This window comes from Fibrella arboris (assembly GCF_041321095.1).
GTDB lineage: Bacteria > Bacteroidota > Bacteroidia > Cytophagales > Spirosomataceae > Fibrella > Fibrella arboris.
Window position 1 is genome coordinate 510,508 of record NZ_JBGGWE010000001.1, and the last position, 20,780, is coordinate 531,287.

The 20,780-nt window shown below is 52.0% G+C and carries 16 protein-coding genes; 12 read left to right on the forward strand and 4 right to left on the reverse strand.

Going from position 1 to position 20,780, the window contains the following annotated elements:
- Window positions 1-78 precede the first annotated feature (78 nt).
- From ACAW75_RS01900 to ACAW75_RS01910, 3 genes are all read left to right on the forward strand, one after another.
- Window positions 79-3,078 (forward strand): FAD-binding and (Fe-S)-binding domain-containing protein, encoded by a 3,000-nt coding sequence (locus ACAW75_RS01900; RefSeq protein ID WP_370726970.1) that lies wholly within the window; start codon window positions 79-81, stop codon window positions 3,076-3,078.
- A 184-nt stretch (window positions 3,079-3,262) separates the two neighbouring features.
- Window positions 3,263-5,233 (forward strand): M1 family metallopeptidase, encoded by a 1,971-nt coding sequence (locus ACAW75_RS01905; protein WP_370726971.1) that lies wholly within the window; start codon window positions 3,263-3,265, stop codon window positions 5,231-5,233.
- 230 nt (window positions 5,234-5,463) lie between these two features.
- The gene (locus ACAW75_RS01910) at window positions 5,464-6,822 is read left to right on the forward strand and encodes a vanadium-dependent haloperoxidase (RefSeq protein WP_370726972.1); all 1,359 of its coding nucleotides are present in this window, start codon (window positions 5,464-5,466) and stop codon (window positions 6,820-6,822) included.
- Between the two features lie 124 nt (window positions 6,823-6,946).
- Here the strand turns inward: ACAW75_RS01910 and ACAW75_RS01915 are convergent, their stop codons facing one another.
- Window positions 6,947-7,696 (reverse strand): ABC transporter ATP-binding protein, encoded by a 750-nt coding sequence (locus ACAW75_RS01915; protein ID WP_370726973.1) that lies wholly within the window; start codon window positions 7,694-7,696, stop codon window positions 6,947-6,949.
- A gap of 43 nt (window positions 7,697-7,739) precedes the next feature.
- The gene (locus tag ACAW75_RS01920) at window positions 7,740-8,471 is read right to left on the reverse strand and encodes an MlaE family ABC transporter permease (RefSeq protein ID WP_370726974.1); all 732 of its coding nucleotides are present in this window, start codon (window positions 8,469-8,471) and stop codon (window positions 7,740-7,742) included.
- Between the two features lie 127 nt (window positions 8,472-8,598).
- On the opposite strand from ACAW75_RS01920, the gene ACAW75_RS01925 reads away from it, so the two are divergent.
- Window positions 8,599-9,273 carry an SDR family oxidoreductase gene (locus ACAW75_RS01925; RefSeq protein ID WP_370726975.1) on the forward strand — a complete coding sequence of 225 codons (675 nt, stop codon included), beginning with the start codon at window positions 8,599-8,601 and terminating at the stop codon, window positions 9,271-9,273.
- 172 nt (window positions 9,274-9,445) lie between these two features.
- The gene (locus ACAW75_RS01930) at window positions 9,446-11,284 is read left to right on the forward strand and encodes an ABC transporter ATP-binding protein (RefSeq protein ID WP_370726976.1); all 1,839 of its coding nucleotides are present in this window, start codon (window positions 9,446-9,448) and stop codon (window positions 11,282-11,284) included.
- A 55-nt stretch (window positions 11,285-11,339) separates the two neighbouring features.
- Here ACAW75_RS01930 and ACAW75_RS01935 read toward each other — a convergent pair whose 3' ends face one another.
- Complete coding sequence (locus ACAW75_RS01935; protein WP_370726977.1) at window positions 11,340-11,975, reverse strand: IMPACT family protein; 636 nt, start codon at window positions 11,973-11,975, stop codon at window positions 11,340-11,342.
- Window positions 11,976-12,144: 169 nt separating this feature from the next.
- Between ACAW75_RS01935 and ACAW75_RS01940 the strand changes: the two genes are divergently transcribed.
- From ACAW75_RS01940 to ACAW75_RS01950, 3 genes are all read left to right on the forward strand, one after another.
- Complete coding sequence (locus ACAW75_RS01940) at window positions 12,145-13,269, forward strand: LBF_2804 family protein (protein ID WP_370726978.1); 1,125 nt, start codon at window positions 12,145-12,147, stop codon at window positions 13,267-13,269.
- A 65-nt stretch (window positions 13,270-13,334) separates the two neighbouring features.
- Window positions 13,335-14,018, forward strand: a complete 684-nt coding sequence (gene msrA / locus ACAW75_RS01945; protein ID WP_370726979.1) for a peptide-methionine (S)-S-oxide reductase MsrA — start codon at window positions 13,335-13,337, stop codon at window positions 14,016-14,018.
- Between the two features lie 218 nt (window positions 14,019-14,236).
- Window positions 14,237-15,226 carry a ribonucleoside-diphosphate reductase small subunit gene (locus ACAW75_RS01950; protein ID WP_370726980.1) on the forward strand — a complete coding sequence of 330 codons (990 nt, stop codon included), beginning with the start codon at window positions 14,237-14,239 and terminating at the stop codon, window positions 15,224-15,226.
- Window positions 15,227-15,316: 90 nt separating this feature from the next.
- Here ACAW75_RS01950 and ACAW75_RS01955 read toward each other — a convergent pair whose 3' ends face one another.
- A complete protein-coding gene (locus tag ACAW75_RS01955) occupies window positions 15,317-15,775 on the reverse strand; it encodes a regulatory protein RecX (RefSeq protein WP_370726981.1) in 459 nt (152 codons plus the stop codon).
- A 111-nt stretch (window positions 15,776-15,886) separates the two neighbouring features.
- Here ACAW75_RS01955 and ACAW75_RS01960 point away from each other — a divergent pair, with 111 nt between their 5' ends.
- From ACAW75_RS01960 to ACAW75_RS01975, 4 genes are all read left to right on the forward strand, one after another.
- Complete coding sequence (locus ACAW75_RS01960) at window positions 15,887-16,729, forward strand: 3'-5' exonuclease (RefSeq protein ID WP_370726982.1); 843 nt, start codon at window positions 15,887-15,889, stop codon at window positions 16,727-16,729.
- Between the two features lie 42 nt (window positions 16,730-16,771).
- Complete coding sequence (nuoK, locus tag ACAW75_RS01965; RefSeq protein ID WP_370726983.1) at window positions 16,772-17,119, forward strand: NADH-quinone oxidoreductase subunit NuoK; 348 nt, start codon at window positions 16,772-16,774, stop codon at window positions 17,117-17,119.
- A 118-nt stretch (window positions 17,120-17,237) separates the two neighbouring features.
- Complete coding sequence (nuoL, locus tag ACAW75_RS01970) at window positions 17,238-19,178, forward strand: NADH-quinone oxidoreductase subunit L (protein WP_370726984.1); 1,941 nt, start codon at window positions 17,238-17,240, stop codon at window positions 19,176-19,178.
- Between the two features lie 19 nt (window positions 19,179-19,197).
- Window positions 19,198-20,670 carry a complex I subunit 4 family protein gene (locus tag ACAW75_RS01975; protein ID WP_370726985.1) on the forward strand — a complete coding sequence of 491 codons (1,473 nt, stop codon included), beginning with the start codon at window positions 19,198-19,200 and terminating at the stop codon, window positions 20,668-20,670.
- The last annotated feature ends 110 nt before the right edge of the window (window positions 20,671-20,780 follow it).

Here is a 20,780-nt window from a genome sequence, read left to right on the forward strand (position 1 = left end):
AATTTTATAGCTTTAATTTAACGGTCATCTGTACTTGATAACTCGTCGTGTCAAGCGCGTTTGGCTCCCTTCGATTACATGACACGTATCGGTTCTCCCCTATTGCCTCCCCCTGCGTTTGAGGGCGATTTCTTTACTGATTCTACGCTTCTTACCCTCTACGCCACTGACGCCTCTGCCTATCGGGAGATGCCCCTCGCAGTAGCCATGCCAAAATCGGTCGATGATCTAAAAGCGTTAATCAAACTGGCGCATGACCGGAAAGTGTCGCTCATACCACGCACGGCAGGTACGTCGCTGGCCGGGCAGGTTGTAGGCGCTGGTATTGTGGTTGACGTATCGAAGTACTTCACCAAGATCCTGGAAGTTCACCCGGAGGAACGCTGGGTACGTGTGCAGCCGGGTGTCGTGCGCGATGAACTGAACCAGTTCCTGAAACCGTATGGGCTGTATTTTGGTCCAGAAACGTCAACCGCAAACCGGGCGATGATCGGCGGAATGGTCGGCAACAACTCCTGCGGTTCCAACTCAGTCGTGTACCGGGCTACCCGCGAACATACGCTATCGGTGAAGGCGCTGCTGGCCGATGGGTCGGAAGTGGAGTTCAGCAGCCAAACCGCCTGGGATTTCACCAAGGCTGTTGGCGAGGCCAGCCGGAAAAATGGCAGCGCAACCCTGATCGATCAGATCCTGCTGAAAACGAACGCGATGCTGGCCAACCCAGCCAACCAGCAGGAAATTCGCAGCCAGTTCCCTAAAGCGAGCATTGAACGGCGCAATACAGGTTACGCACTGGATGAACTGCTGAACTGCGAACCGTTTACGCCAGGTGGTGAGGCATTTAACTTCTGCAAACTGATTGCCGGCTCGGAGGGTACGTTGTGCTTCATGACCGAGATCAAGCTCAATCTGGTGCCGTTGCCCCCAAAAGAACAGGGGCTGGTCTGCGTGCATTGCCACAGCATCGATGAATCGCTTCGGGCTACGCTGGTAGCCCTGAAATACAAACCGCAGGCCGTTGAACTGATCGACGACATCATTCTGGAGCGGGCCGACTCAAACCCGGAACAGCGCAAAAACAGCTTTTTCGTCCAGAAAACACCAACCAATGGCTTTCCTATCATCCTTGTCGTTGATCTGTCGAAACCAACCCGCGCCGAGATTGAAACGACCGCAGCCGAGATGGAAGCCGACATGCGGGCGGCGGGCATGGGCTATCACTATCCGCTGCTGTTTGGCGAAGACACAAAAAAAATCTGGACGCTCCGCAAAGCCGGACTGGGCTTACTCGGCAATCTGCCGGGCGACGAAAAAGCGGTGGCCGTCATTGAAGATACCGCCGTTGATGTGCATGACCTCCCCGACTACATTCGGGAATTTAACGAGATCCTGAAGACCCACAACATGGCCTCCGTACACTATGCTCATGCCGGTTCGGGTGAATTGCATCTACGGCCGATCATTAACCTGAAGACGGCCGAAGGGCACCGCCAGTTTAGGATGATTGCCGAGGAAATTGCTACGCTGGTGAAGAAATACAACGGCTCTTTATCGGGCGAACACGGCGATGGGCGGCTTCGCGGCGAATTCATTCCGCAAATGGTTGGGCAGCACAATTACGAGTTGATGCAACAGGTAAAGCGTCTCTGGGACCCGGAAGGCATATTCAATCGGGGCAAGATCGTGGATACGCCACCGATGGACACGCATCTACGCTACGAAGCCGATCAGCAAACGCCCGATTTTCAGACGTACTTCCGATACAATAACCAGACCGTGCTTCAACATACCGAGCAATGCAACGGCTCGGGCGATTGTCGTAAGACCGAACTGTCGGGCGGAACGATGTGCCCCAGCTACATGGCTACGCGCAACGAAAAAGACACCACGCGGGGCCGGGCCAATATTTTGCGCGAAATGCTGACCCGCTCGCCAAAAGAGAATCGGTTCGACCACCACGAGATCAAAGAGGTTTATGACTTGTGCCTGTCATGCAAAGCCTGCAAATCGGAATGCCCGTCGAATGTCGATGTGGCAAAGCTGAAGGCTGAGTTTCTCCAGCATTACTATGATGCGAACGGTGTACCTATCCGGTCGCGGCTGATCGCCAATTTTGCCCGCCTGTCGGGGCTGGCCAGCTACGTACCCTGGGCCTGGAACGCCGTGCTGGGTACGTCCTCGCTCCGCCGTATCGCCAACCGCCTCGTTGGTTTCCACCCCGACCGGACGATGCCGTTAATGGGGAAAACGACACTCAAAAAATGGTTTACAGTTTACCGTTTACAGTCTTCTGTTGCTTCGCCCCAAAGCAGCGCAACAGAAAACAGCAAACGGAAAACCGCGCGGCGGACCGTAGTAAACTTGTTTTGCGATGAATTCACCAACTTTAACGATGTGGGGGTTGGGCAGAAAGCAATAATGTTGCTGGAGCGGCTTGGCTACGAAGTCATCATCCCGACTCATGGCGAAAGCGGACGGGCAGCGTTGTCGAAAGGCATGCTGAAATATGCCAAGACACTGGCCGACCGGAACGTGCGTGATCTGCGGGGCCTTATCACCGACGAAACGCCACTCGTGGGCATCGAACCATCGGCTATTCTGACGTTCCGCGATGAGTATCCCGACCTTGTAGAATCGTCGCTGGCCGACGATGCCCGCGAGTTAGCGAAGAACGCGCTGACCTTTGAAGAATTCATTGCGCGTGAGCTGGATGCCAACCGCATTGATCCAGCCCTGTTTACCGACGAAAAACGGCTGATCAAGCTTCATGGTCACTGCCAGCAAAAAGCGGTGTCGTCGCTGGTACCAGGTAAACGTATTTTGTCGCTGCCCAAAAACTACACGGTAGACATCATCCCGTCGGGCTGTTGCGGCATGGCGGGGTCGTTTGGGTACGAGAAAGAGCATTACGACGTATCGATGCAAGTCGGTGAGCTAGTGCTGCTGCCAACCGTTCGGAAACAGGCCGACGACGTGATTATCGCCGCCGCCGGTACGTCGTGCCGCCACCAGATTCACGACGGGGCACACCGCACGGCCAAGCACCCGGCCGAGATTTTGTACGAAGCGTTGAAATGACCCTTACATCCGAAACGTCAGATTCCTCTGAATTGGAAAATTGCTATAGAGAAATTTTTGAAGAAAGCACGAAAGGCCACTTTCGCCGCCTATCCAATACCGAGTTTTATTTCGTTATAAGCCTGTTAATTTTACAGAGTAATCCGTTCGTTGCCCACCGGGTGACATTCCTGCATTTTTGTTCATGAAAAAACTCCTGATTGGTGCCGCCTGTCTGCTTAGCTGGCAAGGTATGGCCCAGACTTCATCAACGACCACGGCTGGGTATGACCCACGTGTGTTGTTTCACCCCTTATTTAACATGCAGCCCGGTAATGACTATCGGACGGGCAGCGGCGCACCGGGGCCACGTTACTGGCAAAACCGGGCCGACTACAAAATCAACGTCAAGCTCGACGACGTGGCACAGACCGTAACGGGCGAGGTTGAGATTACGTACAAAAATAACTCGCCCGAGAGCCTTAATTACGTGTGGCTTCAGCTTGACCAGAATGCCTTCAGCGATTCGTCACGGGCGGCGAAAACTACGCCAATTCAGGGCGGGCGCTTTGGCAATAAAGATTTTGCGGGTGGCTACGGTATCAGCAGCGTTCAGGTAGAGCAGGGCGCCCGCAAGTTCACAGCCGCCGCCAACATTACCAGCGATAGCCGGATGCAGATCAAGTTGACTGAGCCGATGAAGCCAGGCGGCGACGTGGTAAAGATCAAGATTGGTTATTCGTTCAAAATTCCCGAGTACGGTTCAGACCGTATGGGGCAGTTGAAGCGGAAAGACGGGATCATCTACGAAATCGCGCAGTGGTACCCCCGCATGTGTGTGTATGACGATATTCAGGGCTGGAACACCTTGCCCTACCTGGGCGCGGGTGAGTTTTACCTCGAATACGGCGACATCGAATATGCCATCGACGTGCCCTGGGATCATATCGTAGTTGGTTCGGGCGAGCTGATGAACCCGACTGAAGTGCTGACCGCTGAACAGATCAAACGACTGGCGCAAGCGAAGCAGAGCGACCAAACGGTGATGATTCGCAGCAAGGAAGAGGTAACAAACCCATCGTCACGGCCTAAGCAGTCGGGTCGGCAGGTATGGCGTTTCAAGTGTGTGAACACGCGCGACGTAGCCTGGGCCTCATCGAAAGCGTTTGTCTGGGATGCAGCCCGGATTAACCTGCCAAGCGGCAAAAAATCACTGGCGATGTCAGCTTACCCGGCTGAAAGCGCTACCAACGATTCGTGGAACCGGTCAACGGAGTACGTCAAACACAGCATCGAATTCTACTCTGGGTACGTTTATGAATATTCGTACCCGGTAGCCACCAACGTGGCCGGTATCGTGGGTGGCATGGAATACCCGGGTATCGTTTTCTGCCAGCACAACTCAAAGAAAGACGGCCTGTTTGGCGTGACAGACCACGAATTCGGCCACAACTGGTTCCCGATGATCGTAGGCAACAACGAACGCAAATACGCCTGGATGGACGAAGGCTTCAACACCTTCATCAACTTCCTGTCGACAGCGGCGTTCAACAAAGGCGAATACAACCGGGAGCGCGGTACGATGCACGACGTAGCCCCCGCCCTTTATTCACCCGTTGAGCCGATCATGACGATTCCCGACGTTCAGGCGGCACGTAACCTCGGCATTCTGGCCTACTACAAGCCAGGTATGGGTCTGCGTATTCTGCGCGAAAGTATTCTTGGCCCGGAACGGTTCGATTACGCGTTCAAGCAATACGTGGCTCGCTGGGCATTCAAGCACCCCACGCCACACGACTTCTTCCGCAGCATGGAAAACGGCGCGGGTGAAGATCTGGGCTGGTACTGGCGCGGCTGGTTCTTCGAAACCTGGAAACTCGATCAGAGCGTGAAAGGCGTGAAGTACACCGATTCGGCACCTGAAAAAGGCAGCATCATCACCATCGAAAACCTCGACAAGCTGGCCATGCCTGCCGTAGTAGAAATTCAGGAAAGCAACGGCAAAAAGAGCCGGGTTCAGCTACCCGTCGAAATCTGGCAGCGGGGCGGCACCTGGAGCTTCCAGGCTAATACTACCTCAACAATTTCGCAGGTAACGATCGACCCAGACGGCAAACTGCCTGACTATAACTCGAAGAACAACACCTGGAAAGGCGACGTGAACCCGAGTAATTAAAACTGTTTATAGGTTTCTGTTTGCCGTTTACTGTTGCGCTGCTTCTCTGCAAGTGCGGTGAGTTAGCAGCGCGACAGTAAACGGCAAACAGAAAACTGTAAACATAGCCAAGCGGCCATTTCTGAAAAGGAGTGGCCGCTTGGCGTTATAAAGCCTTTTCATTTTCGCCGGGTTTTCTGTTAATTTTGTAAGACCGGTCCGCCAGTGCGGTACTCTTGTCTAACCAACACATGAAAATTAATAAAGTATTGCTCCTCAACTGGCTGTTAGCAATGGCCTTGCTAGGGGCGGCGGGGTGTCAGTCGGCAAAGCCCGAAGAGTATATGCCTAAGGCGGTGGATCCAGAACGCTACAACGCCTGTGTTAATAAATTGACGGAAGTAATCATCCATGATATTTTTTCGCCACCTGTTGCCAGTCGTATTTATGGGTACGCCAATCTGGCAGGTTACGAAGCCATGGCGCCGTTTAACCCTGATTTTGAATCGCTGGGCGGAAAGGTAAAAACGTTTAAAACCGGCCCGCAGCCAGAGGCAGGAAAAGATTATTGCTACCCCATCGCCGGCGCAAAAGCATTTCTGACCGTAGCGCGTGCCCTGACATTCTCAGCCAATTTTTACGACGATTTTGAACCCGGACTTTACAACCAGTTCGAGCAGGATGGCGTACCCAGCGATGTCATTGAACGGTCAATGGCCTACGGTGAGGCAGTAGCGAAAAACGTACTCGATCACGCGGCTAAAGATCATTACAAACAGACGCGTGGATTCAAGCACACCGTCACCAATGAAGAAGGAACCTGGGTGCCTACTCCACCGGCCTATATGGACGCTGCCGAGCCTAAATGGAACAACATCCGCTGCTGGGTGATGGATACCTGCAATCAGTTTATGCCACCCCGCCCACTTACCTACAACATGGCTAAAGGTAGTCCCTACGAGAAAGAGTTGATGGAAGTCTACGACACAGGCAAAAAGCTGAGTAAAGATCAGTCAGACATTGCCTATTTCTGGGACGACAATGCCTTTGTGATGAACGTAGCCGGGCACGTTAGCTATGCGTCGAAGAAAATGACTCCGGGTGGCCACTGGATCGCCATTGCTCAGACCGTTGGCCGCCAGCAGAAGCTACCCCTGATGCGCATGGCTGAAGCCTACACGCTCACGTCACTGGCGCTGGCTGATGGGTTCATTGCTTGCTGGGATGAAAAATACCGCAGCAAAACAGTCCGGCCCGAAACGGTGATCAATAAGTCGGTTGACCCGAAATGGGCGCCGTTCCTGCAAACGCCTCCTTTCCCTGAATACCCAAGCGGCCATAGTACAATTACCGCCGCCGCCGCTACTGTATTAACCCAACTCATAGGCGACAACATTGCGTTTACCGATTCAACCGAATACAAGTACGGCCACGGGGTACGTTCCTTTAAATCGTTCTATGATGCAGCAAACGAGGCGTCGGTCAGTCGATTGTATGGTGGCATCCACTACCGCTCGGCCCTTGAAAAGGGGTCGGCGATGGGCAAAAAAGTAGGCCAGTATGTCATTGAAAAGGCCAAAACCCGGAAAAGCGGAGTCGCGGTTAAGTAGGGTATAGGTTGTCAGTTTCAGGTTTCAAGTCTCAGGTTTCAAGTTTCAAGTGCTCTGCCTATCTGCCAACTGGTTAATCAGCAGAGCACTTGAAACCTGAAACCTGAGACCTGAAACTGACAACCTATTTCCCTTCCATCTCGCGCAGCAGCTTGTTGGCGTAGATGAACTCGTTTAGCCGGTCAACGTCTGAGTGAGCCAGCGTATCGCTGTTCCCTTCCCACAGTTTATTGCCTTCAAACAGGAACATGATTTTCTCGCCGATCTCCATCATCGAGTTCATATCATGTGTAATAACGACCGTCGTGATCTTGTATTCGTCGGTGATCTCCTTGATCAACTGATCGATCTTGATCGATGTCAGCGGGTCCAGACCGGAGTTGGGCTCATCGCAGAACAGGTACTTAGGGTTCATGACAATAGCCCGGGCAATACCAACCCGTTTTTTCATACCGCCCGAAATCTCCGACGGCATCCGCTGTTCCGCATTTTCAAGGCCCACTCGTTTCAACGATGCATGCGCCCGGTCCAGTTTCTCAGCTTCTGACATTGTCGTCAGCATATCGAGCGGAAACCGGACATTATCAAATACACTCTTGGAGTCGAACAACGCCGAGCCTTGAAAAAGCACACCCATTTCACGACGGATTGCTTTACGGGTATCATCGTCGGCTGTTAAGAAGTTACGCCCGTCATACAGCACTTCGCCCATGTCGGGTTCTACCAAACCGATCATGCACTTTAGCAATACGCTTTTTCCGGTGCCGCTACCGCCAATAATCAGGCTGGTCTCACCAGGCTGGAAACAGCCGTCTATACCTGCCAATACCTGCCGATCACCGAATTTTTTCTGAATATCCTTAATCTCAATCATAATATGCTTCGCTGTCGAATGCCTCCGGCATTTGATCGTTCGATTAGGCCAATAGGAGTTGAGTTAACACGAAGTCGGCCACGATAACCGATATACAACTGGCTGTTACAGCATTGGTCGAGGCATTGCCGACTTCCAGCGCCCCCCCGCTGGCGTTGAATCCCTGAAAAGCAGAAATGGTCGTGATCAGAAAGGCAAATACTTCCGTTTTGATAAGGGCAAACTTGATACCAAACGGATTATAGTCGAAACGAAGCCCCGAAATGAAATCTTCGTGCGAGATTACGCCCACCAGTACCCCGGCCAGATACCCGCCCAGAATGCCCAGAAACGCCGCCAGTATGGTCAACAAAGGAAACATGAGCATGGCCCCAATCACTTTGGGCAACACCAGGTAGGAGCTTGAATTAATACCCATTACCTCCAGTGCATCAATCTGTTCGGTGACCCGCATCGTACCCAACTGGCCAGCAATGTTAGACCCAACCTTGCCGGCGAGTACAATACTGCTGATGGTTGGTGCAAATTCGAGAATGGTGCTATCGCGCACAATGAACGCGATAATGTTGCGCGGCACAAACGGGTTATCCAGGTTGTAGGCTGTTTGCACGCAGGTAACGGCGCCAATAAACGAAGCAACGATAGCCACAATAAATACGGAGTTGACACCGATGCTGACGCATTCGTCGAGAATCAGGCGCAGGTAAACGGACATACGCTCGCGGTCGCGAAACAACGTACCCAGAAATATAAAATACCGACCAAGGGTAACCATAGGGAGAAAACAGGGAGAGGCCGAACTAGTCTGTTCGACGCGGCCACTAAGCCAATGAACGGCCATCGCCGACGAATGGTTTCGGCCTCTGTTTCCGTTTAATAGCCGAATGGCCGAACTTTACGGCATGAAAAAACTCATTGTGGTAACCGGCGGCTCGAAAGGTATTGGCCGGGCCATTGTCGATATATTCGCAGACCGCGGTTTCGATGCCGTGCTTTGCGCCCGCAACGTTGATGGAATAGAAGGACCCGGACTAATTCCCTTCGCCGCCGACCTTAGCACACGTGCCGGCGTTGATGCCCTGGTAACGTACCTGAAAAGCCTGAACAGGCCGATAGATGTGCTGGTCAATAATGCAGGTACGTTCCAGCCGGGTCAAATTCAAAATGAAGCAGAGGGTACGTTCGAGACACTGATGAACACCAATGTGGCCAGTGCCTACCACCTTACCCGTGGTGTGGTTGGTGCTATGATTGCCCGGCGAGACGGCCATATTATTATGATGTGCTCAACGGCCAGCATCACGGCCTACACCAACGGGGGGTCGTACTGCATCTCGAAGTTTGCGCTACTTGGCATGAGTAAAGTGTTGCGCGAAGAACTAAAACCCAGTGGCGTTCGTGTTACAGCCATACTACCCGGTGCCACGCTCACCGCCAGTTGGGAAGGTACCGACCTCCCCTCCGACCGATTTATGCAGGCGACCGATGTAGCCGAAACCGTCTGGACCGCCTGTAACCTACCTAAAACAGCTGTACTTGAAGAGATTCTGATGCGTCCGCAGTTGGGAGATATTTAATGCTGCTTCTCGTTATTGAGTATGGGCCGTTGTTGCGGGTCGTTACGATACCTCAGCGCAGGCATAGCGTTCCCTGAATAGTCATTGGTTGTTTTTACTACCTAGTGACGGTGCCATGTAATGACCAGCAGCGGCGGACTGTATTTAACGACGCGAAACAAACGACATTTTCATGAATACATACTTTCGCCTACTCTCGTATGGCAGGCCGCTGGGACGGTTTCTGGTGCCGTTTATGCTGACATCGCTGTTGGCGGCACTCTTTGCTACACTCAACTTTACACTGCTGATCCCACTCCTCAACGTTCTCTTCAAGCAGTCGTCGCCCGAGCAGTTACAGGCTGTCCTGGCGCAACCTGCTCCGGCATTTTCGCTGGGTACGTCGCCAATCGATCTGTTCAACTATTATTTCGCGCAGCAGTTTCACTTACATGGGCAGTTGGGTGCCCTGAAGCTGGTTTGTGCTACGGTAGTCGCGTCTGTACTGCTCAGCAATGTATTCAAGTATCTATCTGTCAGGCAGCTAGAGTCGTTCAAGGCGCGTATGGTGGCTACGCTTCGGGAAACGGTTTTTGCCCGGGCTATTCAATTACACCTCGGGTATTTCTCCGATCAGCGTAAAGGCAACCTGATTGCCCGTATCACCACCGACGTGCAGGAGGTAGAGAATTCGATCGCCAACACGCTGTCAGCAGCCTCGAAAGAGGTGTTTACGCTCATCTTTTTCCTGATCACCCTTTTTTCGATCTCGGCAAAGCTGACGCTGGTTGCCTTCCTGGTCATTCCCATTTCGGGCGGCATCATTGCATCGCTGGTTCGCCGGATGAAGCGCGACGCCACACAGGGGCAACACCGATTAAGCAGCCTGCTTAGCGTTCTCGATGAAACCTTCGGCGGCATGCGTGTGGTAAAAGGGTTCAACGCCGAATCGTTCACGCTTGGCAAATTTAAGGCCGAAAATGAGGGCTATCGGGATGCGATTCGGTCATTGGCGAACCGCCGCGAGCTGGCCTCGCCGTTCTCCGAATTCATGGGTGTAACGGTGCTGTCGGGCATTTTGCTCTATGGGGGGTCGCTGGTCTTATCGGGCCAGTCGGATCTGACAGCGGGCGAATTTGTCACGTACCTGGCGCTCTTCTCGCAGGTCACCCGCCCCGCGAAAGATATTTCCAACGCGATCAGCAGTTCGCAACGGGGCCTGGTTTCGGGCAAACGCGTACTGGACCTGATTGACACACAACCCGCCATTACTGATAAACCGAATGCGATCCAGTTAACCGGCTTCCACCGCGATATAACGTTTGATAGTGTGTCGTTTGCCTATGAAGAAGGCTCACCGGTACTGAAGAACGTGAACTTCCGGCTGGAAAAAGGCAAAACGGTAGCGCTGGTTGGCTCGTCGGGTGGTGGTAAATCAACGCTTGCCGATCTGGTGCCCCGTTTTTACGACCCGGTTTCCGGCCAGGTACGTATCGACGGGCATGATCTGCGGGATTGCCATACGACTTCGGTGCGGAACCTGATGGGTATTGTAACCCAGGAAAGTATTCTGTTCAACGATACCGTGTTCAATAACATCGCCTTTGGCAGCAACGCCACCGACGCCGAGGTAGAGCAGGCGGCCCGCATTGCCAACGCGCATGAGTTTATCCGCAAAATGCCGAATGGCTATCAAACGACCATTGGCGATCGGGGTAGTAAACTGTCGGGGGGGCAGCGGCAACGCATCAGCATTGCCCGCGCCGTACTACGCAATCCGCCAATCCTGATTTTAGACGAAGCCACGTCGGCGCTCGACACCGAATCGGAAAAACTGGTTCAGGAAGCGCTTACCCGGTTAATGGCCAACCGGACCACGCTCGTTATCGCTCACCGCCTCAGCACCATCCAGCACGCTGATCAGATTTTGGTGGTGCATCAGGGCCAGCTGGTCGAGCAGGGTAACCATCAGGAGCTACTCGCTAACGAAGGCGGTTTTTACTGGCGGCTTCAGACTTTGCAGCAGGTGTAAACACAGTTTACTGTTTGCAGTTTACTGTTGCCCTGCCAACGTACCTGATTGTGGTTTAGCAGAGCAACAGTAAACTGCAAACGGTAAACAGCAAACTAATTTCCACTCCCTCCAACGTTCCCAGTCGCTCCAGGACCTTACTGACCAGCGACTTGCGGACTTCTATATCTAAAACACAAGCAGTATCGTAATCCTGCTTCAGAACGGTCAACTGCTGCTCTTTCACGAGTCGCATCACGTCATTCATCTGTTCGAATGAATAACGTACCTGGTAGGTCTCGTTTACGGTTTGCTCTATCATTTCTGCCTCATTTAGTGCCAGTAGAGTAGCCGTTTTATAGGCATTAATCAGGCCGGGTACACCCAGAAGCGTGCCGCCAAAATATCGGACCACAACGACCAACACGTTGGTTAAGTTCTTCGAATAGAGCACGTTCAATATTGGTCGACCAGCCGAGCCACCTGGTTCGCCGTCGTCGTTGGCGCGGTAGTTGTTCTGATCCAATCCAAGCCGATAGGCATAGCAATGGTGAACTGCTTTGGGGTGCTGCGTGCGTAACAATGCCAGGCACTTTCGTATAACTGATTCATTATGAGCAGGATAAGCAAACGCCAGAAATCGACTGCCCCGATCACGGAATTCGCCCGTTGCAGGAGCCGCCAATGTGCGAAAGGTATCATCGATGGTCATGGTTGCTAAAAAATGAAATTTGGCGATCTCTTAACTGATAATCAATGGGTTTTATATACTAAGCCAATAACCGATTCAGCTTTCAGGTGGGTGTCAATAAGTTAACGGCTCCAGTACGTTTCAAAACACGACCGCCTATTTCACAGTTGTATACCCACAAACCATTCTGATGAATCGTACGCTGCCGATGTCTACTCAACCGCCCGACAACACACCTGGTCCTATTGACCAGTTAGCGTTGCGCTACCTGCGGGGGGCCTTAGACTCGCCGCATCCTGCCGACGAACCGTTTGTGATGAACAACCGGGAAAGCCATGTAATTGCAAAAATACGCTGGCAAACGCTGGCTATGGCCGGTCTGTTTGGCATTCTTGGTGTAGTACTGCTTTATGTTCCGCAGTACGTATGGCCCGCCTTTTTCGAGCCAACCGCTTTGCCCATTTTAACTACAACCTACGAACTGCCCCTGGTTACGTTGCTGTACGGCGTGTTGTTAGTCTATCTTGAAATCTACGCGCTGTTGTATATCAATTTGCGGGCAGTACGGTATGTGATGGCCGTTTGTCAGTTTCCCCGCCAACACGATGCCCAATATGAGCGGCATCTGCATGCACTGGCCGACGCTGCACAGGAAAAAGAAAACCGGAGCATGCTACGCTTTGGGATCAACCCGTATCTTGGTCTACCCCAGTGGGGGCTTACAGCCTTCTTTATGGTGAATAAACTTAAGGCAGCCTTAAGCAATGTTGTCTTAAAATTCCTGTTAAAACGGCTTTTGGGTCGGTTTGGGCTGCGGCAAGTGACTGATCTGGCCGGTATGCCAATCTATGCGTTCTGGAATATATGGGCGTCGGATCAAGTGATCCACGAAGCCAAAATTCGGGTGATGGCCCCACTGACCATCCGTGAATTTGTGGACAGCCTGCATGAAGAATGGAAACACAACCAGGCTTTTTGCGAGCTAATTCCCGAGGCGCTCCAATACGTGGCTATCCTGAAACGCCAGTATAACTATGCGCACCTGTTGCTGACCGAAACGCTCATGGATCGCTTCGGCCTGAAAGTCATTCAACCAACCGGCCATTTTTTGGATCGGCTCGCCGAAGCGCCTGTCGAGGTACGTCGTCCGCTTGAACGGCTAATCATTTTCGGTGTGCTGATCGATGGTGGCATTTCCTGGTTCGAGAAACGGCGATTACGGCAGTTCCAACAGCGGGGCTGGCTATCTTATTCCATTGAAGAGATTGAAGAAATCGGACGCGAGTATTACAGAGGGCGCGGCCTTTGGGTCTGATTCTCTGTGCCGCAACCATATCCAATAAACGAAGCGGTTCTAACCGCCTTTATATCCATTCGACTATGTTTCGCTCCATAGCTTGTTTACTGCTTTTGTTGTTCGCAAGCGTTTTCGTTTCGGCCTGCCTCACCAAGAAAAGCGCCGATAAAGCCAGCCAATCTCACGTAAAAGATACGTCGCCTGCCAAACTGCCCGATCTGAAACCGGGCGAGGCTGTCGCGACGTTTGCCGCAGGCTGCTTCTGGTGCATTGAAGAAGAGTTTGAGCTACTGCGCGGCGTTCGGGAAGCCGTTTCAGGGTATGCGGGCGGTGAACAGGAAAATCCAACCTATGAACAGGTTGGCAATAACGAAACAGGTCATGCTGAGTCGGTTCAGGTCTATTATGATCCGAAAGTGATTCCGTATGATACGCTCGTTAAAGCCTTCCTGTACGCTCATGACCCCACCACGCTAAACCGGCAGGGGCCAGATGTGGGTACGCAATACCGTTCGATCGCCTTCTATCGTACCCCCGAAGAAAAAGCCAGCATTGAGGCCGCAATTAATCGCTTTAACGCGACTGGTGAACATCACGACCCTGTAGTGACGCAGGTAGTGCCATTCAAGGTGTTTTATCCTGCCGAAGTCTACCATCAAGGGTACTATCGTGCTCATCCTGACGAGGCATATATTGTACGTGTGTCGGAACCGAAGGTAGCGAAGTTCAAAAAACGCATGGCCGACAAGCTGAAAGCCGCACAGTAAAAAGGATAGGCCCTCAGGTACGTTGGCGCCCCGATACTCTATTAATTTACAGGACATTGCATTAAAAAACCCAATTCTAATCAGAATTGGGTTTTTTAAATTTATTACTGATCGAGGGCACTTCGGGCGGGCGAAAGGGTTATTTTTGTTAGCACGTAGACAATCCGCACCACATCGTTGATTGTGGTCAATCCAACCGTTTCAAAACTTACTTACGCATGCTTACAGCAACTGCAATTGAACCTATTTTAGAAGAAGATAAAAGCCGGTTTGTGCTCTTTCCTATCAAGCACAATGATATCTGGCAGATGTACAAAAAGCATGAAGCCTCCTTCTGGACTGCCGAAGAGATTGATCTGGGCCAGGATGTAAAAGACTGGAACAACCTGAATGATGGCGAACGGCATTTCATTTCGCACGTGCTCGCCTTCTTCGCTGCTTCCGATGGCATTGTGAACGAAAATCTGGCCGTCAATTTCCTGTCGGAGGTGCAGTATGCCGAGGCAAAATGCTTCTACGGTTTCCAGATCATGATGGAGAATATCCACTCGGAGACCTACTCACTGCTCATCGATACATACATCAAAGACCCTGTTGAGAAAGATCGGCTGCTAAACGCCATTGACACCATTCCCTGCGTACAGAAGAAAGCCGAATGGGCACTCCGCTGGATCGAGAACGGCAACTTTGCCGAACGGCTCATTGCGTTTGCGGCTGTGGAGGGTATTTTCTTCTCAGGCTCGTTCTGCTCTATCTTCTGGCTGAAAAAGCGCGGTCTGATGCCTGGTTTGACGTTCTCTAACGAGCTGATTTCGCGCGACGAGGGGCTGCACCGCGATTTCGCCTGCCTGCTCTACACCGACCATATCAAAAACCAGATGGACCCTGAGGCTGTCTATCAGATCATTCGAGACGCGGTGACCATTGAGCAGGAGTTTGTTACCGATGCACTTCCTGTTTCACTGATCGGCATGAATGCCGAGCTGATGAAGCAGTACATCGAGTTCGTAGCCGATCACCTGCTGATGTCGCTGAACCTGAACAAGGTATATAACGCCACGAATCCGTTCGATTTCATGGACATGATCTCGCTGCAAGGCAAAACCAATTTCTTCGAAAAGCGCGTCGGCGAATACCAGAAAGCCGGTGTTATGGCTTCGACGAAAGAAAACGACGGTTCTAAGTTCTCGCTGGAAGAAGATTTTTAAAAAATGGATTAAACACAGAGGAACAGAGAGTACACAGAGAAAACAGAGTTTTATTAGTAGCTCTGTTTTCTCTGTGTTTAATCCATGTTTTTATTCCTCTGCACCCAGTACTTCCCAGACTAACGCTGGCTCGTAGCCTTTACTGAGGGCATAACGGGCCAGTTTTTGTTTGACGACCAGCGGGTTGTCATCGCGTACCTGGCGGCGTTTCTTTTCCAGCAGGTCAGTCAGTTTGGCGCGGTAATCGTCGGGCTTAATGTCGGCCAGAGCTTTGTTGAGGTTGTAGCCCGTGATGCCCCGCTGCGCCAGTTCCTGGGTGATCTTGCGTTTTCCCCACCCCTTTATTCTGAATTTCCCGCCCGCAAAAGCAGTGGCAAATCGCTCTTCGCTGAGGTAGCCCTGCGTGATGAGTTCGGCAATAATCTCTTCCGCATCATCGCCGTAGATATCCCAGGCATCGAGGCGTTTACGAACTTCCTGCTGGGTACGTTCCTGGTAGGCGCAGAACGAAGCGGCCTTCCGCAACGCATCTTTGAGGTATTCGGTCATAAGTAAAAAACACCGTTCGTTGGGGGCGGGTTCGTATGTTTAATCAGGATGTGTCGAGCGCGTCGCTATTTTTGTAGGTGCCATCCAATCCCGGCGTACTGTCCGTGTCTTATGACTCATCCGTTTTTATTGAAGAAACCACTGGCCATTTTCGACCTGGAAACGACGGGCGTCAATCCGGCTAAAGATCGGATTGTGGAGGTCTGCGTAGCCAAAGCTCTGCCCGGCAAGGACAAAGCACCGGGCGATTTGGTCGTGAAAACATACCGGATCAATCCAGGGATTCCGATTCCGCTCGAAACCAGCCTGATCCACGGTATTTATGACGAAGATGTAAAAGACGCCCCTAGTTTCAAAAACGTTGCCAAAACACTGGCGCAATTTCTGGATGGCTGCGATCTGGCCGGTTTCAACAGCAATCGGTTCGATATTCCGCTTTTAGTCGAGGAATTTTTACGCGCCAACGTTGACTTTGACATTAAAAATCGTCGAATGGTAGATGTACAGCGGATCTATCACCTCATGGAACCCCGAAACCTGACGGCCGCCTATCGCCACTTCTGCGGCAAAGAACTGGTTGGCGCCCACGGAGCCGAAGCCGATACGCTCGCGACCTTCGAAGTGCTGGGTTCGATTGTGGAGAACCATACGGGCCGGACCATCCGGGATGAACAGCGCAAGATTAACTTCACCATTGATAATGATATGGACGTGCTGGATTCCATTGCCCGCAACAACAATGTGGATCTGGCCGGCCGGATGGTCTTCAACGAAAAAGGCGAAGAAATCATCAATTTTGGTAAACATGCCGGCAAAGCAGTGCTGGACGTACTTAAAACAGAACCTTCATTTTACGATTGGATCCAGAAAGGCGATTTCTCGCTAGACACCAAACGCCGCTTCACCGAAATACGATTGCGGATGTTCACCGGTGCCTTAAACGGGAAAAAATAGATTTTCTTCTACCTTTGCCCGAACGTTCCATTCACAGCTTTTATGCAACCAATTGACGCAGCGGCTACCATTCCGGAAGTAATCCAGCAAATTCCTCTGAATTATTACCTCATCTTCAGCACCGCTCTGTTTGTCATCGGCATCATCGGTGTGCTGACCCGGCGCAATGCCATCGTTATGTTCATGTCGATTGAACTGATGCTCAACGCCGTGAATACTCTTCTCATCGCCTTCTCGTCTTATCGCTCTGATCCAACGGGGCAGGTATTCGTTTTCTTTATTATGGCCGTTGCCGCCGCCGAAGTATCTGTCGGTCTCGCCATCATTGTTATGATTTATCGTAACCTCCGCACGACGGATATCGGCGTGCTGAATAAATTAAAATGGTAAAAAGAGTTTCAGGTGTCAAGCTTCAGGTTTCAGGCGCGCTGCTACACCAATAACAAGGTGATAAGCAAAGCACGTGAAACCTGAAGCTTGACACCTGAACTCGAACCTTCAGGTTCTTATGTCTACCGATCTACTCTGTCTGTTAATACCTCTTCTTCCCCTTCTGGGTTTTACCATCAACGGCCTGGGGTTCCGTAAGGTACCTTCATCATTAGTCGGCATTATTGGCCTGGCAGGTCCAGTGCTGGCGTTTGTCTGCGTTTGTCTGCTTTGGAGGGCTTTCGGAGCGGGCGACGACGCCGTGATCAAGTCGGTTTTATTTGACTGGATCAGCGTCGGTGAATTCCATATCAACTTTTCGTTTCAGATCGATCAGCTGACTATGCTGATGCTTACCATCGTGACAGGCATTGGCTCGCTGATTCACCTGTACAGCGTTGGTTACATGCACCACGATGCAGGCTACGGTAAGTTCATGGCCTTTCTGAACCTGTTCCTGTTCTTCATGCTGTTGCTGGTGCTGGGGTCGAACTTCGTCATCATGTTTATCGGCTGGGAAGGTGTCGGGCTATGCTCATACCTGCTTATCGGCTTCTGGAACACCAATACCAGCTACAACAACGCCGCCCGGAAGGCTTTCGTCATGAACCGTATTGGTGATCTGGGCTTTCTGCTCGGCATCTTCACGATCATGGCCACGTTTGGCTCGGTTGAGTACACCGATGTGTTTACCCAGGCAGTGGGTATGGAGGTCAACGACAAGGTGATCCTGGCCATTACACTTCTGCTGTTCGTTGGTGCAATGGGCAAATCAGCCCAGATCCCACTGTATACCTGGCTACCCGACGCCATGGCTGGTCCAACGCCGGTATCAGCCCTGATCCACGCCGCCACGATGGTGACAGCGGGCATCTACATGGTGGTTCGCGCCAATGTCCTCTTCTCATTAGCCCCACTGACGCTCGATATCATTGGCGGCATTGCCATTGCTACGGCGCTGCTTGCCGCGTCGATTGGTCTGTTGCAGAACGACATCAAGAAAGTCCTGGCTTACTCGACCGTGTCGCAGTTGGGCTATATGTTCATGGGACTGGGTGCTACGGCCTATACCGCCAGCATGTTCCATGTCATCACGCACGCGTTCTTCAAAGCGCTGCTCTTCCTGGGTGCGGGTAGCGTCATTCACGCCATGTCCGACGAGCAGGATATCCGCAACATGGGTGGTCTGCGTAAAGCGCTGCCCATCACGTTCTGGACCTTCCTGATCGGTACCATTGCTATTGCCGGTATTCCACCCTTCGCCGGTTTCTTTTCGAAAGACGAAATCCTGGCCCACGTATTTGAACACAGCAAAGTGATGTGGGTATTGGGTGTGATTGGCTCGGCTATGACCTCGTTCTATATGTTCCGGCTGTTATTCCTGACGTTTTTCGGCGAATTCCGGGGTACGTCTGAGCAGAAACATCACCTGCACGAATCACCACTGAGTATGACATTGCCGCTGATGGTACTAGCCGTTCTGTCGGCCCTGGGCGGTTTGCTGAACGTACCTGAGGTGCTAGGTGGTTCAGCCCGCCTGGCAGCGTTCATGTCGCCGCTGTTCGACGAAGCGCGGCAGGCCAATCCGGCTATTTTTGAAGCTAATGCCCTCGACCACGGCACTGAAATGCTGTTGATGGGCATCTCGGCTGGTATTGCGCTGATGGCTGCCATCGGGGCTTACGTCATGTATGTGAAGAACGCTGCCGTACCTGCCCCCGATTCGGAAGCTCGTTCAGTACCGCAACAGGTCATCTACGGCAAATACTACATCGACGAATTCTACGAGGGCCTGATTATCCGACCTGTCCGGGCCCTGGGCGATGCCTTCTATAGTTTGGGTGAGTTCGCTATCGACGCAGTAGTGGGTGGCGTAGCTTTCGCTGTACGCGGGAGTTCAACTGCTCTTCGGCGCGTGCAAAGTGGTTCCATCAGTTTGTATGTACTGCTGATGGTACTCAGCATTACCCTCCTTGTTGCCCTTCGCTTCTTTACTCTCCCCTTCATTGGCGGGAAATAACCGTTACAGCTACCTAACCATGCTTACGTTATCCCTGATTCTTTGCCCCATCGTAGCGGCCATAGCGGTACTCTTTCTGCCCCGTGAACTGGCCCGAATTACCGCTCTGGTGGGTACGTTGGTTGAACTGGCCTTAGCTGCTTATGTGTTTTTCACTTTCAGCGCCAACGCCGATTTCCAGTTTGGCTTCGATTATGCCTGGCTGTTCAATGCCGCCGATGGTAAAAGCGGCATTCGATTCAGTGGTGCCATCGATGGTATCAGTCTGTTACCTGTAGTGCTAACCGGATTGGTAACGCCCCTGATCGTTCTGTCGACGTTCAAGCAGACCTACGATCGCCCTAACTCATTTTATGCGTTGATGCTGTTCATGCAGGCAGCGCTGATGGGCGTATTTGTGGCCCGCGACGGGTTTCTCTTCTACCTGTTCTTTGAAGCCGCGCTGATTCCTATCTATTTCCTGGCGGCTATGTGGGGCGGCGAGAACCGTATCAAGGTTACGTTCAAATTCTTTGTTTATACCATCTTCGGTAGCCTGCTGATGCTGGTTGGCCTGGTTTATTTATATGCCAACACGCCAACAACAACAACTGGCGTACACAGCGCAGCTATTGCCGATCTGTACGCGCTGAATCTCAGTCCGGCCCAACAGGGATGGATTTTCTGGGCGTTTTTCATTGCCTTCGCCGTTAAGATGCCAGTATTTCCTTTCCATACCTGGCAGCCAGACACATACGTTGAATCACCTACCCCAGCTACGATGTTGCTGGCTGGTATCATGCTAAAAATGGGCGTATACGGCCTTATTCGCCTGTTACTCCCCATTGTTCCAGCTGGCGTTGACCGGTGGGGTAGCCTCGCTATCACCCTGTCGATTATCGGCATTGTTTACGGGGCCATTATCGCTATTCGTCAACGCGACATGAAGCGGCTCATCGCCTACTCTTCTTTCTCGCACGTAGGCTTAATGGCAGCAGGCGTGTTTTCCCGTTCTGAAATGGGCTTACAGGGGGCCCTGATTCAGATGTTGGCTCACGGTATCAATGTGGTCGGCCTGTTTTTTATTGCCGAACTGATTCTGCAACGTACAGGCACCCGCCAGCTCGACCAGCTTGGTGGTATCACACGCAGCACCCCGAAGCTAACGGTCTATTTCATGATCATACTGCTTGGCAGCGTGGCCCTTCCGTTAACAAATGGCTTCGTAGGTGAATTTCTGCTGCTGGCAGGTGTCTACGCCTATAACCACTACATGGGTCTGGTTGCCGGGTTGACCATCATCTTCGGTGCTGTGTATATGCTTCGGATGTACCAGAAGAGTATGTTCGGCACTACCACAGACCGCACAGAAGCAGTGGTTGATCTGAGCGGTACAGAAAGTTATACCCTGCTGGTTCTTTGCGTATTTGTCTTCTGGATGGGTCTATATCCGGCCTCTTTCCTTAAGCTGACAGAACCCGCCGTGGCCAATTTATTGCAATTCATTAAATGATGTCCTCAGTCTTCAGGCTTCCGTCCTCAGTTGCTCCGCCGTCGACCAGCAACGTACCTGAGCAGCGCAACTGAAGACGGAAGACAGAAGACTTTTAAACTCGTTTCCCA

What these genes read in the sequence shown, in the direction of transcription:
- ACAW75_RS01975 (WP_370726985.1), top strand. Translation starts at nt 19,198, where the DNA reads ATGCTTACGTTATCCCTGATTCTTTGCCCCATCGTAGCGGCCATAGCG.
- ACAW75_RS01905 (WP_370726971.1), top strand. Translation starts at nt 3,263, where the DNA reads ATGAAAAAACTCCTGATTGGTGCCGCCTGTCTGCTTAGCTGGCAAGGT.
- ACAW75_RS01950 (WP_370726980.1), top strand. Translation starts at nt 14,237, where the DNA reads ATGCTTACAGCAACTGCAATTGAACCTATTTTAGAAGAAGATAAAAGC.
- ACAW75_RS01915 (WP_370726973.1), bottom strand. Translation starts at nt 7,696, where the DNA reads ATGATTGAGATTAAGGATATTCAGAAAAAATTCGGTGATCGGCAGGTA.
- ACAW75_RS01960 (WP_370726982.1), top strand. Translation starts at nt 15,887, where the DNA reads ATGACTCATCCGTTTTTATTGAAGAAACCACTGGCCATTTTCGACCTG.
- ACAW75_RS01955 (WP_370726981.1), bottom strand. Translation starts at nt 15,775, where the DNA reads ATGACCGAATACCTCAAAGATGCGTTGCGGAAGGCCGCTTCGTTCTGC.
- ACAW75_RS01925 (WP_370726975.1), top strand. Translation starts at nt 8,599, where the DNA reads ATGAAAAAACTCATTGTGGTAACCGGCGGCTCGAAAGGTATTGGCCGG.
- ACAW75_RS01910 (WP_370726972.1), top strand. Translation starts at nt 5,464, where the DNA reads ATGAAAATTAATAAAGTATTGCTCCTCAACTGGCTGTTAGCAATGGCC.
- nuoK (WP_370726983.1), top strand. Translation starts at nt 16,772, where the DNA reads ATGCAACCAATTGACGCAGCGGCTACCATTCCGGAAGTAATCCAGCAA.
- ACAW75_RS01920 (WP_370726974.1), bottom strand. Translation starts at nt 8,471, where the DNA reads ATGGTTACCCTTGGTCGGTATTTTATATTTCTGGGTACGTTGTTTCGC.
- ACAW75_RS01935 (WP_370726977.1), bottom strand. Translation starts at nt 11,975, where the DNA reads ATGACCATCGATGATACCTTTCGCACATTGGCGGCTCCTGCAACGGGC.
- ACAW75_RS01900 (WP_370726970.1), top strand. Translation starts at nt 79, where the DNA reads ATGACACGTATCGGTTCTCCCCTATTGCCTCCCCCTGCGTTTGAGGGC.
- ACAW75_RS01940 (WP_370726978.1), top strand. Translation starts at nt 12,145, where the DNA reads ATGAATCGTACGCTGCCGATGTCTACTCAACCGCCCGACAACACACCT.
- ACAW75_RS01930 (WP_370726976.1), top strand. Translation starts at nt 9,446, where the DNA reads ATGAATACATACTTTCGCCTACTCTCGTATGGCAGGCCGCTGGGACGG.
- nuoL (WP_370726984.1), top strand. Translation starts at nt 17,238, where the DNA reads ATGTCTACCGATCTACTCTGTCTGTTAATACCTCTTCTTCCCCTTCTG.
- msrA (WP_370726979.1), top strand. Translation starts at nt 13,335, where the DNA reads ATGTTTCGCTCCATAGCTTGTTTACTGCTTTTGTTGTTCGCAAGCGTT.